Source organism: Virgibacillus sp. MG-45 (genome assembly GCF_036409425.1).
Lineage (GTDB): Bacteria > Bacillota > Bacilli > Bacillales > Amphibacillaceae > LDC-1.
This window is the reverse complement of sequence record NZ_JAXOFU010000004.1, coordinates 242,525-257,823: the sequence shown is the minus strand read 5'-3', so window position 1 is coordinate 257,823 and position 15,299 is coordinate 242,525. Positions and strand designations below refer to the sequence as shown.

The window sequence follows — 15,299 nt, the reverse complement described above, 5'->3', positions numbered from 1 at the left end:
TAAAACACCCCTAGAGTTAGATTTTTTGGTCTAACTCTAGGGGTTCACATCAATCCTTTTCCTTTTTCTTAATCGTCCACTTACATAATGGTTCGCCATCTGTAATACAAGTATGTGCAATTACCTCACTATCTGCAAAAATATCCTCATACATCTTCTTTTCATTGTTACATACTTGCTGATAGCTTGAAGCAATATTGGCAATAGGACAGTGATAATTACGAATTTCTACAAGTCCATCCTCTATTTGTTCAACCTCAATCATGTACCCTTTCTTTTCTTGTAGCTTTGCCATTTCAGTTGCTTTGTCCTGTATATTATCCGCAGTCAATTCTGCTTGGAGATCCGTTTTTTCACGCGCTGCTCGTTTATTTAAAAGCGCAAGTACCGCATCTTTTCCTTGCATTTCCTCTAAATCCTGTAGAAGTTCGACTGGGAGCTGCTCATATTGATTTGGAAAAGTATCATGACCTAATTTAGATAAACTATACGTGTGATAAGGTCGACCAATTTTCTGCTTAATCGTATTCTTCTTAACTAGCCCTTGCTTTTCCAATTCCCGCACATGCTTACGTACGGCAATATCCGAAATTGGAAAAAACGCCGTTATTTCATCGATAGTCATTTCATTACATTTCTTTAGTGTCAGCAGTATCCTTTCCTTTGTAGAAACATGTTTATTCAACATGATCACCTGCATCATTCATTAGTGAATGCATTCGCAACACCTAACTCATTTTGTAAGTAAGTTCGGACATGGACACCAAACTGCTCAAGCATCGGTAAATGCTTATGTACCGTTTCGTACAATTGATCATGCTCTACCGCTATATACGCATTCACTAGCATTTTACGCAAGTGAATAATTTCCTTGTATTGATCTAATTCTCCTTTAGGTAAAACTTGTTCATCACCCAGGATGTCAATTATATCTGTATAACTACCTGGATCGCGCATAATAAAACCGTCAATCATCATATTTCCAACATCTAAAATTGCTTCAATGATAACTTGACTTGCTCGTTCTAATGCCAGTTTTTCTCCAAAGGAATTGGGAGACATTTGTTTTACTTCTTCTAAAACACTATCCAAATACTGTAATATTTTCTCTATTTTAGTTCGATCGACAAAATACATCGTAACCCCTCCGTATGCAATCATTCACTCTTATCATATCATATGGGACTTTTTGAATGAACCTTATTTCCATTTCGAAAATATAACCAGCTAATTTTTGGAAGGAAAAATAATCGGCGATTTGCAAAAGCTATCAAAAGAAAGGGCGGTGCATCGTATGAAGGAAAAAGATAAAGAACAATACACGGACGTCTCTAGTGTTGAAAAACAACGGGAGAACTTAGTTCCAGAGGAATTTCCTGAAGGGCCATTTGGTTCTGCTATTCGTAGAGATGATCCAATCTTTAGTAAATCATCTTCATGGAAAAAAGGACAACGACGACAAAGCGCGTTTGTCTATGCAGATAAGGAGCAACACGATGATTTACCAAGACAAGCACCTGGTGCTCATCCCATCCATGATGAAGCTTGGGAAGAATAAGAACGGGAAAAGGGGCTCCTTTCATGCTAAAGCTGGAGACCCTTCTTCCTTTATTTCGTTATTTTATGAAGCACGAAATAGGCGCAACCGAAGTTACAGTATTCATATAAATAATCGTCTAATGCACTTATTTTCGTATCGTAGGTAGCCTTTGGATGACTATCTTCAAAGAATCCCTTTAATCGAAGCTGTTCATAGCCCCAATCTCCTACAATATAATCATATTTTTTTAAGATATCTGAATACCGTTCTTTTATTGCCTCTTCCTGAAATCCTTCTTTTATATTTTCTATGAGCTCATATTCTTTTCCAAATAATTCAATCAACTAACTTCACCCCACTTAAGCTGCCTTTAGTTTATCATATTTTCTATTTGTTCCACTACCTATATTGAATATTTACTTGTATGTTTTTGAAGCTTTATTCCAAACTAATTATAATATAGCTTACTTTAGGAGGTAAATGGGATGCGAACAAAACTTATATCCCTCTTCATCGTTCTTATTTTCTTAGTCGGATGTACAAATGGCAATGGCGCGTTGAATGAACGAGAAAAGCTTTCAAAAGAGCTTGATCCCGCCAGAAATCAAGAAAGCCCGGCTGATACCGAATTTGATAAAAGAATTGGATATGTAAATTACAAACGAGATCAACTAGAGCAAGATAGAGAAAACAACCCCACATTAACAATCGACCGTAATAAAATGGCTGACATGATTGCCCGAGTCATATTAAGGAATGAAGGATTCATTGAAATTGCAACACTTGTTACCGATAAAGAAGTCTTAATTGCTTATGAAAAAAATGAAGCTTTATCATCCAATGATGCTGCTGATATGGCGAAGCGAACAGCACTGTCTATGATGCCAAGATATTTTAAAGTGTATGTTTCAGAGGACGCTTCACTAATTCCTTTTATTCAAAGCATGCATCATGACATGAATTCAGAAAGGGATTATCAACATACGTTAAAGCGCATCATCAATGAAATGAAACAATCTCCACAGGGATATGAACAAGATGCGAAGAACAAATAAAATAGAATACAAAGAAAAGGAGGTGACGAAATATGGTTAGCAAAAAGCTATTATACAGCTTTATCCCACTTATCTTCATTTTTCTCACGAATCCTGTTCATGCAGCAGAAAAGCAATCTGACATTTATGAACAGCGAATGGCAGTATACAAAAAAACCGAAGCTCTAACACAGGTTCCCTGGTACTACTTAGCTGCCATTGATCAGTATGAGCGACAGATTCAAAAGGATAAGGATGATCATATTGTATCCATTTCTATTCCAGAAGAGATTTGGTATGGCCTTGGAAATAGTACATTAAGTAAGGATACCATTATAATAGACCTTTTTAATGGACAGGGTAAGGATGGAAATGGAGATGGAAAGGCTGATGCTGAGGATCCTGAAGATATTCTTTATACGATAGCAACAATCATTTTACAGTATGGTATCACAGATGATGAAATTCGTATTGCCCTATGGAATTATTATAAACGGGACTTAACCGTACAGACGATCAAAAATACAGCAAAGGTGTTGAAGAAATTCCAACACGTTAATTTAACAGATCGTGATTTCCCAGTTTCGATTCGTCACAATTACAGCTATCGAAGCACGTGGGGAGATAGACGTGGATTCGGAGGGCTACGAATTCATGAAGGAACGGATATTTTTGCTGGCTATGGAACCCCTGTAAAGTCAACAACATATGGAGTCATTGAAATGAAGGGATGGAATTTATATGGTGGTTGGCGAATTGGAATTCGCGATATTTTTAACATTTATCATTACTATGGGCATTTAAACGGCTATGCGGATAATATAAAGGTTGGACAAGTTGTAAAGCCTGGGGATGAACTTGGAAGTGTTGGTTCTAGTGGTTATGGCCCTCCAGGAACTTCCGGAAAGTTTCCTCCTCATCTACACTATGGTATGTATAAAGACAATGGTCATAGTGAATGGTCTTTTGATCCTTACCCATACCTTCGTAAATGGGAGCGAATGGCGAAAGCAAAATAACAACTAAACCAAATGTCATTCGCTTGAACATGCTTTAGATTAGAAAATAAGGCTAGAACAAATGATAGCTTCTAAATAAAAACCCGAATAACTGCATCGCAGTTTGAAAGTAGGTGCGCTTTCACCACAGGTACAGGCGCGATCTTTATTCGGATTCTGTCGATTAGAAATCTTTTGTCCTAGCCTATTCTATATCATTTAATTTGCTTCTTTCCCCTTTTTAACAGCATGCATAATACTTGCGGCTAAACCGCCCCATAGAATAACAATTCCTAAAATCATAACGGTAATTGCTCCACCACTCATTTATTTAGCCTCCTTCTTTTGTTCCATTTCAGAAGATGCAGAAGTAGCTTTCCATTTCGTCATGGCCATAATAACCCCGATGACAAGGGCACCAATGGCTACTGCCCAGCCTCCCCACATAATAAAGGCATCTTGATAGCCCTCATAGTTTCCAGTATCTGTATCAAACTCTTTCATAATATTTTGCTTTAATAAACCGAACATCATATATCCAAGAACAATCGGTGTAATAAAGCCAACACTTATTGTCCACCAAGAACCAAGACGAATATCCGAAATTTCATTTGCATGTGTTTGAAATTCCTTGAGCTTACGGAAAACCCATGCAATAAGAACAACTTCAACTAACCCAAGCAACGCTACACCAAATTGATTAATAAAGTAATCGGCGGCATCTAGGAAGAATAGTCCTCCTTGTGTTGCAAAAAGCAAGGAAATAATTGCTGCCAGTCCGCCACCAAAAAGAACTGCTTTCGTTCTAGAAATCTTAAATTTGTCCACAAGTCCAGCAACATATGTTTCAGTGATCGACATGAGTGACGTCAATCCTGCAAGCACGAGTGATGCAAAAAACAGAAATCCAAAAAGCTCATTAAAGGCAGGGAACTGATTTATAATTTGTGGAAATACAATAAATGCAAGTCCCACCCCTCCATCAACTACTTTATCTACTGGTACACCAGATTGCGCAGCCATAAATCCTAAGATCCCGAATACCCCAATTCCAGCTAAAAGCTCAAAGCTTGAATTACCAAAGCCAGTAATAAACGCATTATTAGTGATATCCGACTTTTTTGGTAAATAGCTCGAGTACGTAATCATAATGGCAAATGCAATTGATAAACTAAAGAAGATCTGACCATACGCCGCTACCCAAACACCAGGTTCTAGTATTTTTGAGAAATCAGGCTTAAAGAAAGCTTCTAATCCATCAACTGCACCCGGTAGTGTGACCGCACGAATAACAATGATAAGAAAGATTATAAGTAAAGCAGGAATAAAAATGCGGTTAGCAATTTCAATACCTTTTTTAACCCCTTTAAATAAAATCCCTAATACAAGAACCCAAACAATGATTAATGGTATAAGAACACCCGGTACAAAGCTTCCCACTTGACCTGGATCAACTGTCCGATTTAAGTAATCTCCAATTAAAAAGGATGCTGTATCCTCGCCCCAATTTAAGTTAAATGAAAATACAGAATATGACATCGCCCATGCAATAATTACTGCATAATAGGTAGAAATTACAAATGATACAAGTACTGCCCACCAGCCAACAAATTCTGACTTCTTGTGAATCCGTTTAAATGTTAGCGGTGCAGATCCCCGATATTTATGCCCCATCGTAAATTCCATGATTAGTATCGGAATCCCTGCTGTAAGTAATGCAAAAAGATAGGGAATCAAAAACGCTCCCCCGCCATTTTCATACGCTGTTGCTGGAAAACGCCAAATATTTCCTAGCCCAACTGCTGAACCAACAGCTGCTAGAATAAACCCTGCTCGTGTTCCCCACTGTGAACGAGTTTCCATACATGTACCTCCCCTTTTTGTCTCATCTTATTACTCGCTAGTCCTACACGAATAATAAGTTAAGTTTTAATATTTTATGTTTTCAGATATTATTTTAGATTATAACGGTACTTTTATACTATGTCAAAACTTTTATAATATAATATATTTTACTATTATTTTGTATAGTTAAAATAATTTATTTGATTACTAAAAAAGCTTCCACCAAGTTGGTGAAAGCTTTTAGTAACAATATCTAGGATTGCGTATTTGTTTTCGTTAAGAAATTGTGAAGCAATGCAACGGCAATAATGGTCGCAAGTGCAACAATGATTCCTAAGAACATTTGGCTCGTCCAGCCAATAACAACGTATCCAATAGCTGACGCAAATGCAGCAAGTAATGCATATGGCAATTGGGTCAAAACATGATCAATATGGTTGGCACCTGCACCAGTAGAAGACAATATCGTCGTATCAGAAATTGGTGTACAATGATCGCCAAACACAGACCCTGCTAAAACTGCCGATAAAGCCGGGAGCAATAAGGTTACATCTGTGAGCACGGCTACTTCTGCCGCGATCGGAAGCATAATTCCAAACGTTCCCCAAGAGGTTCCTGTTGCAAGTGACATAAAACCTGCAATTAAGAAGAACAATAACGGCAGTAAAGTTGGGCTCATATTCGCTCCACTCACGAGTTGTGCTAAATATTCTCCCGTTTTTAATGTCCCGATAATCGAACCAATCATCCATGCAAGCAGCAAAATATAGATTGCAGGAAGCATCGTTTTGATTCCTTCTACTACAATTTTTGCTGTGTTTGCCTTTGGACTTGGCTGTAGCATATGAAACAGGTATGCAGTTGCTACTGAAGCAACGCCACCTATAAATAAAGATAGATTTACATTTGTATTTGCAAAAATCGTTAAGATCGTAACATTGCCTTCAGCTGCACTTGCCTGTGCTCCAGTTATTACCATCGTAACAATTGTAAAAACGATAAGTACTAAAATTGGAATAAATAAATGATATACTTTTCCACTCTTGTGTGCTGAAAAGGTTTTTGTTAAATCGCCTGGAACATCTGGTTTATCTGGACTTAATAATTCACCTGTTTCCACAGCACGCTTTTCATGCTTCCGCATTAGTCCGATGTCCATCTTAAAATAAGCTACGATGAACACGAGTAATAACGCTGATAATGCATAAAGATTATATGGAATCATTTTCACAAACGCTTCAAGTGGTGGATAATCGGAAATTCCATTTGCAGCAAATATCCCACCAAGAATACCAATAATGTAAGCACCCCAACTAGAAATAGGTGAAATTACAGTTACAGGAGCAGATGTCGAATCAATAAAGTAGGCAAGCTTTGCCCTTGAGATTCGATGGCGATCAGTAAGTGGACGAGCAATTTGTCCAACAGCTAGACTATTAAAATAATCGTCAATGAAAATGATAACTCCTAAGGCAGCCGTTGTCACTTGGGCTCCCGTCCTTGTTTTAACGCGACGAATCATCCATTCGCCAAAGGCTTCGCTTCCTCCTGAAGCTTGCAAAAATGCAGTAACAATTCCAAGAAGTAATAAAAAGCTAAGCAAGAGTATATTTCCTATATTCCACGTTCCATCCGAAATAAAAATGGTATAAAACACGGTCCAAATTTCTTGAATCGCTTGTACCGGGTGAAAGCTATGAATAAATAAAGCACCGATAAGAATTCCGATTCCAAGTGATAGTAATACTTTACGAGTTAATAATACGAGTAAAAGCATTATTAGGGCAGGTATAATCGAATAAAAAGTTCCTTCCAATGTTGTCTCCTCCGTTTCTACATGGTCATTCATTGTAAAATAAGCTTTTCTAAGAGCACATGGAGGTAAAAAACACAAAAAGACAATGATAGAAAATAACCTACCATTGCCTTTTGTATGCAATATACGTTATCCTCCATTTCGATCAGTAGTTCTCCATGCACTAATTCCAAGCATGACAGTATGCTCCTTTTTCAAGAACATCCCAGCAATAATAAGTTTGACCCTTATTATACTTCGGCAAACAATCCTTTTATCAATGGTCATCGTTGTCATCCTCGCATTGATTACTCATATTGGCTGCGCCTCTACCTCACCGATCTGAGGTTGATTATGAAATTTTATAAACCACTTTATACTATACTAGATTCAATCATCTTTTTGCAAGTCTTTTTTCGGAACGGAAATGGAAGGACCATCCGTACCACCACCATAAAACTCTGGAACCTCGCCCATGACAAGGTGCTTATCGATTAATATTTTCGTTTCTACTTTTGTTACGTCGGTTGTAAAAGGAATTACGATCTGTACATCTGCTTCTACAAGTACATAAAGCGTAATAAAAATGTTATTAATGCCAAATTCCTCTCGTACATCCACAATATCTGTTTGCACACTTCCTACAAGCTCTAGATTAACTGGAACCTTAGGACCCAAGTTGGCGAAAAGAGCATTTCCTGTCGCTTGCCCTATCGGAATTTCAATAACAGTTGGATCTCTTTCCACTAATTCGTCAACTGTATCACCATAAACACTTGGCTCATCTAACGGATCCTCGTAATTTGGTGGCTCGCCACGGTTCATCGTGCGAAAAAATTCTTCTACACGATCCGTTGCCGCTCGATTTATTTTATTTACAATTGAAGCATCCCAACCAACAACAGATACATTTCCATTGTTATCTGTTGTCATATCTGCAATATCTTCAAAGGTGTAATTCTCAGCAAACTTAACCGCTGCATTAATTGCTCGTGTTGCAAATTCCTTCGTTTTCCGATCAGCGATTTCCATGATCGTTGGCTGGATTCCCTTGTCTATCCAAATAAGGCTAAAAACAGTCATACAAATAAATATAATAAATGACACCATTAATATATTTCCTACTGGAGGCGGTGTTCTTCTTTTTTGAAATCGGACTCTGCGGATCATAACAAAACCCCCTTGAAATCAATCTATGCTTGTTTCAAGGAGGTTAGAATCGCGAAATATCCCCTTCAAGGTAGATAAAACAACTTTCTATTACCGCGATCCTTTTGCTACAAACAAGCTTCTCTCATTAAAGTATCATTGTAACCTCAATATAATCAAATCCTCGATATGGCAACGCAATTAATCCGGAAGCTTTAATAATGCCTCTTTTCCAATCATACCAGCCTCCCAGCCGTAAACGTCCGAAGCTTTTGTTACCTTTTCTAATGGAGCTGACAACAAGTCATCAATTGTTCTCACTCCTGATGCACGACCTGCTATTACTTTACGATCAGCAAGCTTTTCATCCAATACATCAACATCTAACGCAGCACACATTATATATCCAATGTCATTCGAAACAATGAGCAAATTGGTTTTTGGTAATTCTACACGCGTTGCAATAAAGGTTCTTCCATCCAACTGAATTGGTTTTACATCCATCATCCGCAATTTCCTCCTTATTCACTGCTTTACAGTATATATATGCAAAAAGAAGGCGCTAGTGAGCGACCTTCTCCTTAAGCATTCGTATATTTTTTCTGTAACGTATATGATAGGATATCTCGTAAAAATTCTGGTAACATGTATTCCTTTGTTTCTGATTTCGCAATTTCAGGTAACAACCTACCAAATGTAAACGTATCTGCAGTCGCGACTCGATAAATGCGGTCGCCATCAATTTCTGCCCCATTAAATAATACCGTTTTCACATATTCATGCCCGTTCGCATGCCTCTCGGTCACAACGTCAATTCCAGAAAAGATCATCCTACCAATTACTTCGCCGCGAAATCCAAATCCTTTTAGCTTAAGCTCCATGAAATCCTTCGTCAGTGAAGCTCTTGTTACTTCCAACAGCTCACTACCGCTCAATGTAACAACACATGGATTAATCGGATGTGGACAAATCCGATGCACATCCTTATACGTCACAGCACCGGCTGGGAGCTGATCGAGCAACACTCCGGCATTCAGCATCGCGCAATCCGCATTTGTCCAAGCCTTGAGCATATCTGTAAGATCCTGCATAATTTGCGTATGTGAAAACCACCTTACCTCCAGCGGATGATCGATATGGACAATTGTTTTTTCCAGTATTGTATTCGCCTCTTCTTCTAATACTGCTAATTTTTGCTCTGTAGCCAAATCCTTTGGTTGATTCAGTATATCGATAGCATAGGCTTCCTTGTTTACAAGACATCGCTTAGCATGGTCCCACGTTAAAATAACCTCGCCGACAAAAGCACAATGCTTTCCCGCTGCAGTAATTAATATGTTATTTACATACTCGCCGTTCCGAAGCAAATGATGTGTATGTCCACCAATAATTAAATCAATCTCTGGAAACCGCCGAGCAATTTCTTCATCCTCTGACAGCCCTAAATGCGAAAGCAAAATAATAACGTCTGTTTCTTGCTTTAAGCTTTGCACATACGTTTTCAGTGCCTCATATGGAGCAGAAACATGCCAATCTAATAGCTCATAATAATCATTAAATGGAGCAGTTAATCCGATTATCCCTACTTTCACGCCTTGATTAGAGGTGAACGTAACATGGGGCTTTAGCCACTGAGGAGCAGTTGCCTTTTGACTATGTAAATTTCCACAAACAACTTGAAATGAAGCATCGTCATAAAGCTGTTCCAAGTCTTCATGTGAAACCGTGATTCCTTCATTATTTCCAATGGTGACAGCATCATAGCCAGCTTCATTCAATAATGAAACATTCGCCTTTCCCATAAAAGCCTCTGCAATCGGATGTACACGATCAACGTGGTCCCCAACATCGAATAACCAGCTTGTTTCATTGGCAGCTATTCGATCTGCTTTTTCTTGCTTAAAAAAGCTTGTAACACGCGACCAATGATCAAACTTACTATGTAAATCATTCGTATAATAAATGAATAATTTTTCTAGCATATAGCTTGCTCCTTATCCTAAACCTTCTGTAATTAATCGTACCCCAATCAATATAAGCATAATCCGCAAAATCCATTCTAGTGTTTTTCCTTGTAGCTTTTGATTCACATAAGCTCCAAGCTTCCCACCAAGATATGCAGCTGGAATAAAGAAAAATACATATTCCCAATTAATATGTCCAAGTGCAATGTGTGTGCTTGCGCCAATAATGCTAATGAAGAAAATCATAAACATCGATGTCGCTGTTGCAATATGGGCAGGAAATCCAAATAACAGGATCATCGCTGGAACCATGATGGAGCCACCACCGATACCGAACATGCCAGATAGCATTCCAACAAAGAACGAAAGAACAAAAGCAAAGACTAGGTTTACAGTGTAATGGTATGTTTGTCCATCCACTTGAAAAGTACGAATCCGCTTGCCGTTTGCCTTACTTTTTTCTGATGGCTGCTTTCGTTTAAGAAAAAACAAAAGCGAAATGAGGATTGTTAATATCCCAAAATATAAAGAAAAGTAATCCGCATCAATAAACTGATTTAGCCAAGAACCGAGAATCCCACCCGGAATACTTCCCGATATAAATAATAAGCCTGTCTTATAATCAACTCTTCCTGCTCTGTAATAGGCGATGGTTGATGAAAGTGCGGTAAAAATCATAACAATTAACGACAATCCAACAATTGCTTGCGGGGTTGCCCATGCAAAAGCAGCACTGTATTGATGTAAAAATAATAAGATTGGGATGAGGATGACGCCGCCTCCCAATCCAATTAAGCTTCCAAAAAACGCCGTAACAATTCCGATGAGAATACAAATGAGGTATACCAAAAATAAAACGCCTTCCTTCTAGCATAATGATGCATTGTTTATTCTTCTATAGTAGCATTTTAGGAAAGCATTTGCCTAGAATTCCGTCTCCTTGGGAGTGACGCAGTGCTATTAATCTTGTCGATGAAATCGAGTATATTTCAATCCACACTCCCAATCAAGGGAGTGACATTAAACGTAAGCTACGTAATCGCTTGCAAGATATTTCAATCCACACTCCCTATCAAGGAAGTGACTGTGAAATTATCTAAAGTCATTTCATTTAAGCACAATATCAAAATTATTCTTCATACAAATAAATTGAAAAATAAATGTATCTAGAGTTGCTTGTTTTGTAGAATACATTATCATCTTTCTTCTTGTTAACAATTGATTATCATTTATGAAGTTAAAAACTCCCATTAAAGCAACGATTAATTATGGCTAGAAATTAAATATTCCTGACGCTAATTCTCTTACATATGAATAATACATAACTTAGCAGGGCTAAGGGGCGTATAATGTGTCTGATAAAGACTCTATTTCTCACCTTTTAATTTTTGCTTTGTGTAAAGTACATAAATAGCGTTTCCAATTGTTAAAGTTACTGCCGCGGTTAAAAAACCCAATACTGTATATATATTATAATCAAATATTAAAAATAAAATAGTTACTACAACAAGTGCCCCCAACCTCCGATAGCAAAACGCCACTGGGTTCCTTTGTTATTATTAGATGGCATAATGATCTATCCTCCTAGTAAAATGATTTTTTTACATTATAACAAACTCAAAAAGAACTTCAGATTAAGTTTACGAAATATCAAATGTTTTCACAATATAATTATTAATTTTACTGTTTTAAAAATTTGTAGCTTTGGTAAGGTGTGGAGAACGAAAGAGATAAATATCTAAATCATCATAAGATTTATAGAGAAATTGGTGTTATCGAAGGGCGTTAATTAGAGGGATAGGAAACTAAATATTGTTTAGGAGGAATGTAAAAACGAAAAAAGGTTTTTTGTTTTTTTGGGATTAATATTGTTGGTGTTTAATATTACTCCAGTATCTGCATTCACAAAGGAGCTTTCAGGTAATCATATAAAGTCCAAAGAAAATAAAGATGGAGAAAACTAACAATTAGATTCCATAACTAAAGAAAAATAGTCTTTGTTTCATTTAATTCTTCATTATTCATCTTTATAAAATTGCTCCAATAGAAGTTTGAACTACTTCTATCCTTCGTTTTATATTATTATCGATTTCAGTCTTTCCATTATCTGTCCAATAATGATTGTAGAGATTTGATTAAAGTCCAATTAGAAAGTAAAAGACAGCCAAGCTTCTCACTAAATCCAGTAACCACTCCACTAACAGGGGTTCTGCCAACATTTCGAAATTTTGTATCCCAAGCAAAATTGGACAAGAAAAAGCTAAATAGGGTAGTAGCACCTTGTATATACAATTAGAAAATACTGTAATATTAATGCTACACTGTTAACTTGGTCTTTATAACAGTTTCACCAATCTTTTTGAACAACCAGTCAAAGAAAATCCTATTTATTCCCTTGGATCTTAAAGAAAAAAATAATTACAGTAATAGAAAGAATAAATGTTATTAAGGGAAAGAAGATTGGAAAATAAAATGCCGGATAACCTAGAGTGAATTGGGTGTAATATCCAATCGGTTCATCATGTGCTCCCGAAAGATTCACTATGTTTACTATTATCGGTTTTTTTCTAAGTTCTGTTATTGAATGAAAGGATTCCTTCATCACTTCACCAGATGGACGAAGGTGATAGACATCCCAAGCCTGTAAAGATTGTTGAATCACTACTACCAATTCATCTTTCTTTGTTTTTGGATTCGTTTTGTGTACAAATCCTACATTGCCATATCGCAGATTAAGAGAACCTTTCAAATTTAATACTACGGGAAAGGTGCTAACAATTTTATCATTCATCACCAAACTCATCTTTTTACCTGCAAGTAAATGTTCATTGATTTCCACTGTATGAGAGTAAAAGTGATACGTTCGCTTATAACTTGTATTAGTTTCATTATTGATTTCTGAAAGATACTCAAGGTATGTCTTTGCACGAATTATATCTCCACTTTTTTTGACAAATGTATGCGTGACCGAAACATTTGGAATTTCCCTATAAGGAGGAGAATCAACAAGTTCATAGAGTTTTTCAATACTATCATTTTGCTCTCCATCCTCTTCGATAAAACTAAGCGAATCAAAGACATATTGATTGTTTACCTTTTTGTCAATAATAAACTCCTTTGTTATTAACCATAGCGTCAATGATGACGCTAAAAATAATAAACTTCCAACGACAAGTGCAACATATTTCATACCGCATTCCTCTCCAATATATCACTAATCCTGTTTTTATTTTTAAGTTATAAATATCAAGAATTTTAAAAGAGCATTGCTTAAAATCAATAGCAAAAAATAAATATAAACGTTAAAATTTCTAATTTCAAGGTACAAATTAGATACATATACAAAAACCTTTGCCACAAACAATGCTGTAACAAGGGTTCTAGTTGTATTATCCAATCGAACCTTCCATTTCTATTATCATATAGTGAAATGGTTGATTCTAAATGAATCCATTGCCGTTTTATCAATGTTTTTGCAATTGAAGTTTATCGTTGAAATGTTATTTAAAGAAAAATCATTATCATTTTCGTTAGCAGCCTAGAATTCAAAAGAGAGGGGACTTACTCTCTCTTTTTAAAATTCACCAGTTTTTATTATACTCTGGATTTGCGTTTTTAAAGTCTCGTAATTTTCTTTATCGCTTTCAAGTGTCATGTATATCTCTGGAGTCTCAACTATCTTTGATGTAGTTATCAATAATATTTCTTCTTCTCCGGTTAGATTACCAACATCTTTTTTACCGTTATATTCAGCAAGATAATGATCAAAGACAGACAATTCATGATCAGACAATGCTCTATTTTCTTCAATAGCAGTATCCATTGTGTTCAATACCTGTTCTGTATCGTTGGCCATATCTTCACTCATATTCTCATGGACAGTTGAAGCCCCTTTGCTCTCCCCGCATGCTGCTAAGAATAAAACAATAACTGATACCAATAAAAACTTCTTCACTAAAGAACCCCCTAATCTTTTTACCTCATATTACCATAAAAAAGCAGGACTATGGACTCGTATAGAGAATAAAATTATAAGGAGCTGATAACTATGACAAAAATGCACTGTCCGGAATGTAAGAAAGAATATCAGGGTGAGGACTTAGTATACATGGACGGTTTAAACAGAGTAAGACATGTACAATGTGGAGATAAGTGGTACGTGCATAAAGACACTGGAACATTGAGGGATATTGAAAGAATTGAACAGGATTACTATGGAGAGTTTACGGATGCAGGGATGAGCGAGCTTATCTTAAAAGGGAGCTGACTACTAAAGAATGTGATCGGTTGTGTGCGGAGTTGTCTGGTGAGGTAAAAATATTGCAATAGAAAAAACCCTCAGATTGAGGGTTAATTAATTCAAGAAAGAAATATTGAAGCTTGTCTAATTAATATTGGTTAAGGTGCCTTCAATTCACTATCTTCATTTTCATCATCATCATCATCTTTAATTCTATTAGTAATAAATATAACTACTAGGTATACAACTGTTCCAACAAAGGATAGTATCATTAAACCAATGATTGTTGATTCTAATCTATCTATAAGATTTATAGACAGAGCAAAGTAGCCAATTAGCAAGAAGGCATAAAAAACCCACTCAAAAAAGGTTGTAGGTCCTATATCATCTATATCCTTAGTTTTTCTCTTTCGTAGAATTGTAACTATAATATCAATTAATCCAAATGCTACGATAGTTATTATTGTATAACCACCAAAAAATAAAAGATTACCCCAAAAACTAGGATAAAAAGCAAAACTAAAAAAAGGGGTTTGGGATAATAAGAAAAAAACTCCATACATAATACCAATTGGTAAGGCAACAAATGCTACTACTGCTAAAGTACCCAAAAGTATTGCTATAGTTACTCCAAATGCTTCAGCCTTTTTATCAATTTTGGTTTCAGTCACATTAACCACTCCTTTATCGAATTTTATCAATTTTATGTTTACTGAACAATAAATATATAGTAG

At 36.4% G+C, this 15,299-nt stretch carries 17 protein-coding genes and 1 riboswitch; of the genes, 4 read left to right on the top strand and 13 right to left on the bottom strand.

What is annotated here, in order from left to right:
* Positions 1-49: 49 nt before the first annotated feature.
* Both SPK86_RS06750 and hepT read right to left on the bottom strand, forming a co-directional pair.
* Positions 50-688 carry a helix-turn-helix transcriptional regulator gene (locus SPK86_RS06750; protein WP_330948957.1) on the bottom strand — a complete coding sequence of 213 codons (639 nt, stop codon included), beginning with the start codon at positions 686-688 and terminating at the stop codon, positions 50-52.
* Positions 689-699: 11 nt separating this feature from the next.
* The gene (hepT, locus tag SPK86_RS06745) at positions 700-1,137 is read right to left on the bottom strand and encodes a type VII toxin-antitoxin system HepT family RNase toxin (RefSeq protein ID WP_284141671.1); all 438 of its coding nucleotides are present in this window, start codon (positions 1,135-1,137) and stop codon (positions 700-702) included.
* Between the two features lie 157 nt (positions 1,138-1,294).
* Here hepT and SPK86_RS06740 point away from each other — a divergent pair, with 157 nt between their 5' ends.
* Positions 1,295-1,558 (top strand): hypothetical protein, encoded by a 264-nt coding sequence (locus SPK86_RS06740; protein WP_284141670.1) that lies wholly within the window; start codon positions 1,295-1,297, stop codon positions 1,556-1,558.
* A 50-nt stretch (positions 1,559-1,608) separates the two neighbouring features.
* On the opposite strand, the gene SPK86_RS06735 is transcribed toward SPK86_RS06740, so the two are convergent.
* Complete coding sequence (locus SPK86_RS06735) at positions 1,609-1,884, bottom strand: YutD family protein (RefSeq protein ID WP_284141669.1); 276 nt, start codon at positions 1,882-1,884, stop codon at positions 1,609-1,611.
* A gap of 141 nt (positions 1,885-2,025) precedes the next feature.
* Between SPK86_RS06735 and SPK86_RS06730 the strand changes: the two genes are divergently transcribed.
* Both SPK86_RS06730 and SPK86_RS06725 read left to right on the top strand, forming a co-directional pair.
* Entirely contained in the window at positions 2,026-2,595 is a 570-nt protein-coding gene (locus SPK86_RS06730; protein ID WP_330948956.1) for a YhcN/YlaJ family sporulation lipoprotein, read from the top strand.
* Between the two features lie 32 nt (positions 2,596-2,627).
* Complete coding sequence (locus tag SPK86_RS06725) at positions 2,628-3,593, top strand: M23 family metallopeptidase (protein ID WP_284141667.1); 966 nt, start codon at positions 2,628-2,630, stop codon at positions 3,591-3,593.
* 198 nt (positions 3,594-3,791) lie between these two features.
* Here the strand turns inward: SPK86_RS06725 and SPK86_RS06720 are convergent, their stop codons facing one another.
* The 9 genes from SPK86_RS06720 to SPK86_RS06680 form a co-directional block, all read right to left on the bottom strand.
* Complete coding sequence (locus SPK86_RS06720) at positions 3,792-3,899, bottom strand: methionine/alanine import family NSS transporter small subunit (RefSeq protein WP_284141666.1); 108 nt, start codon at positions 3,897-3,899, stop codon at positions 3,792-3,794.
* Positions 3,900-5,435 (bottom strand): sodium-dependent transporter, encoded by a 1,536-nt coding sequence (locus SPK86_RS06715; RefSeq protein WP_330948955.1) that lies wholly within the window; start codon positions 5,433-5,435, stop codon positions 3,900-3,902. It lies immediately after the preceding gene.
* Between the two features lie 235 nt (positions 5,436-5,670).
* Positions 5,671-7,233, bottom strand: coding sequence for a Na+/H+ antiporter NhaC family protein (locus SPK86_RS06710; RefSeq protein WP_330948954.1), 1,563 nt, complete (start codon positions 7,231-7,233; stop codon positions 5,671-5,673).
* A gap of 141 nt (positions 7,234-7,374) precedes the next feature.
* Positions 7,375-7,552: riboswitch (Lysine riboswitch) on the bottom strand.
* A gap of 50 nt (positions 7,553-7,602) precedes the next feature.
* Entirely contained in the window at positions 7,603-8,382 is a 780-nt protein-coding gene (gene yunB, locus SPK86_RS06705) for a sporulation protein YunB (protein ID WP_284141663.1), read from the bottom strand.
* A 180-nt stretch (positions 8,383-8,562) separates the two neighbouring features.
* The gene (locus tag SPK86_RS06700) at positions 8,563-8,868 is read right to left on the bottom strand and encodes a YunC family protein (RefSeq protein ID WP_284141662.1); all 306 of its coding nucleotides are present in this window, start codon (positions 8,866-8,868) and stop codon (positions 8,563-8,565) included.
* Between the two features lie 74 nt (positions 8,869-8,942).
* Positions 8,943-10,343, bottom strand: coding sequence for a bifunctional metallophosphatase/5'-nucleotidase (locus SPK86_RS06695; protein ID WP_284141661.1), 1,401 nt, complete (start codon positions 10,341-10,343; stop codon positions 8,943-8,945).
* 12 nt (positions 10,344-10,355) lie between these two features.
* Positions 10,356-11,174 carry a sulfite exporter TauE/SafE family protein gene (locus tag SPK86_RS06690; RefSeq protein ID WP_284141660.1) on the bottom strand — a complete coding sequence of 273 codons (819 nt, stop codon included), beginning with the start codon at positions 11,172-11,174 and terminating at the stop codon, positions 10,356-10,358.
* Positions 11,175-12,708: 1,534 nt separating this feature from the next.
* A complete protein-coding gene (locus tag SPK86_RS06685; protein ID WP_330948953.1) occupies positions 12,709-13,515 on the bottom strand; it encodes a hypothetical protein in 807 nt (268 codons plus the stop codon).
* A 384-nt stretch (positions 13,516-13,899) separates the two neighbouring features.
* Complete coding sequence (locus SPK86_RS06680; RefSeq protein ID WP_330948952.1) at positions 13,900-14,280, bottom strand: hypothetical protein; 381 nt, start codon at positions 14,278-14,280, stop codon at positions 13,900-13,902.
* 93 nt (positions 14,281-14,373) lie between these two features.
* Between SPK86_RS06680 and SPK86_RS06675 the strand changes: the two genes are divergently transcribed.
* On the top strand, positions 14,374-14,592 hold the full coding sequence (locus SPK86_RS06675; protein ID WP_330948951.1) for a hypothetical protein: 219 nt from the start codon (positions 14,374-14,376) through the stop codon (positions 14,590-14,592).
* Positions 14,593-14,723: 131 nt separating this feature from the next.
* Here the strand turns inward: SPK86_RS06675 and SPK86_RS06670 are convergent, their stop codons facing one another.
* Positions 14,724-15,236, bottom strand: coding sequence for a hypothetical protein (locus SPK86_RS06670; RefSeq protein WP_330948950.1), 513 nt, complete (start codon positions 15,234-15,236; stop codon positions 14,724-14,726).
* Between the last annotated feature and the right edge of the window lie 63 nt (positions 15,237-15,299).

Bases quoted from the DNA above. Each gene is read 5' to 3' on its own strand.
- SPK86_RS06725 (WP_284141667.1), top strand. From the start codon at position 2,628: ATGGTTAGCAAAAAGCTATTATACAGCTTTATCCCACTTATCTTCATT.
- yunB (WP_284141663.1), bottom strand. From the start codon at position 8,382: ATGATCCGCAGAGTCCGATTTCAAAAAAGAAGAACACCGCCTCCAGTA.
- hepT (WP_284141671.1), bottom strand. From the start codon at position 1,137: ATGTATTTTGTCGATCGAACTAAAATAGAGAAAATATTACAGTATTTG.
- SPK86_RS06675 (WP_330948951.1), top strand. From the start codon at position 14,374: ATGACAAAAATGCACTGTCCGGAATGTAAGAAAGAATATCAGGGTGAG.
- SPK86_RS06730 (WP_330948956.1), top strand. From the start codon at position 2,026: ATGCGAACAAAACTTATATCCCTCTTCATCGTTCTTATTTTCTTAGTC.
- SPK86_RS06750 (WP_330948957.1), bottom strand. From the start codon at position 688: ATGTTGAATAAACATGTTTCTACAAAGGAAAGGATACTGCTGACACTA.
- SPK86_RS06700 (WP_284141662.1), bottom strand. From the start codon at position 8,868: ATGATGGATGTAAAACCAATTCAGTTGGATGGAAGAACCTTTATTGCA.
- SPK86_RS06740 (WP_284141670.1), top strand. From the start codon at position 1,295: ATGAAGGAAAAAGATAAAGAACAATACACGGACGTCTCTAGTGTTGAA.
- SPK86_RS06685 (WP_330948953.1), bottom strand. From the start codon at position 13,515: ATGAAATATGTTGCACTTGTCGTTGGAAGTTTATTATTTTTAGCGTCA.
- SPK86_RS06695 (WP_284141661.1), bottom strand. From the start codon at position 10,343: ATGCTAGAAAAATTATTCATTTATTATACGAATGATTTACATAGTAAG.
- SPK86_RS06715 (WP_330948955.1), bottom strand. From the start codon at position 5,435: ATGGAAACTCGTTCACAGTGGGGAACACGAGCAGGGTTTATTCTAGCA.
- SPK86_RS06720 (WP_284141666.1), bottom strand. From the start codon at position 3,899: ATGAGTGGTGGAGCAATTACCGTTATGATTTTAGGAATTGTTATTCTA.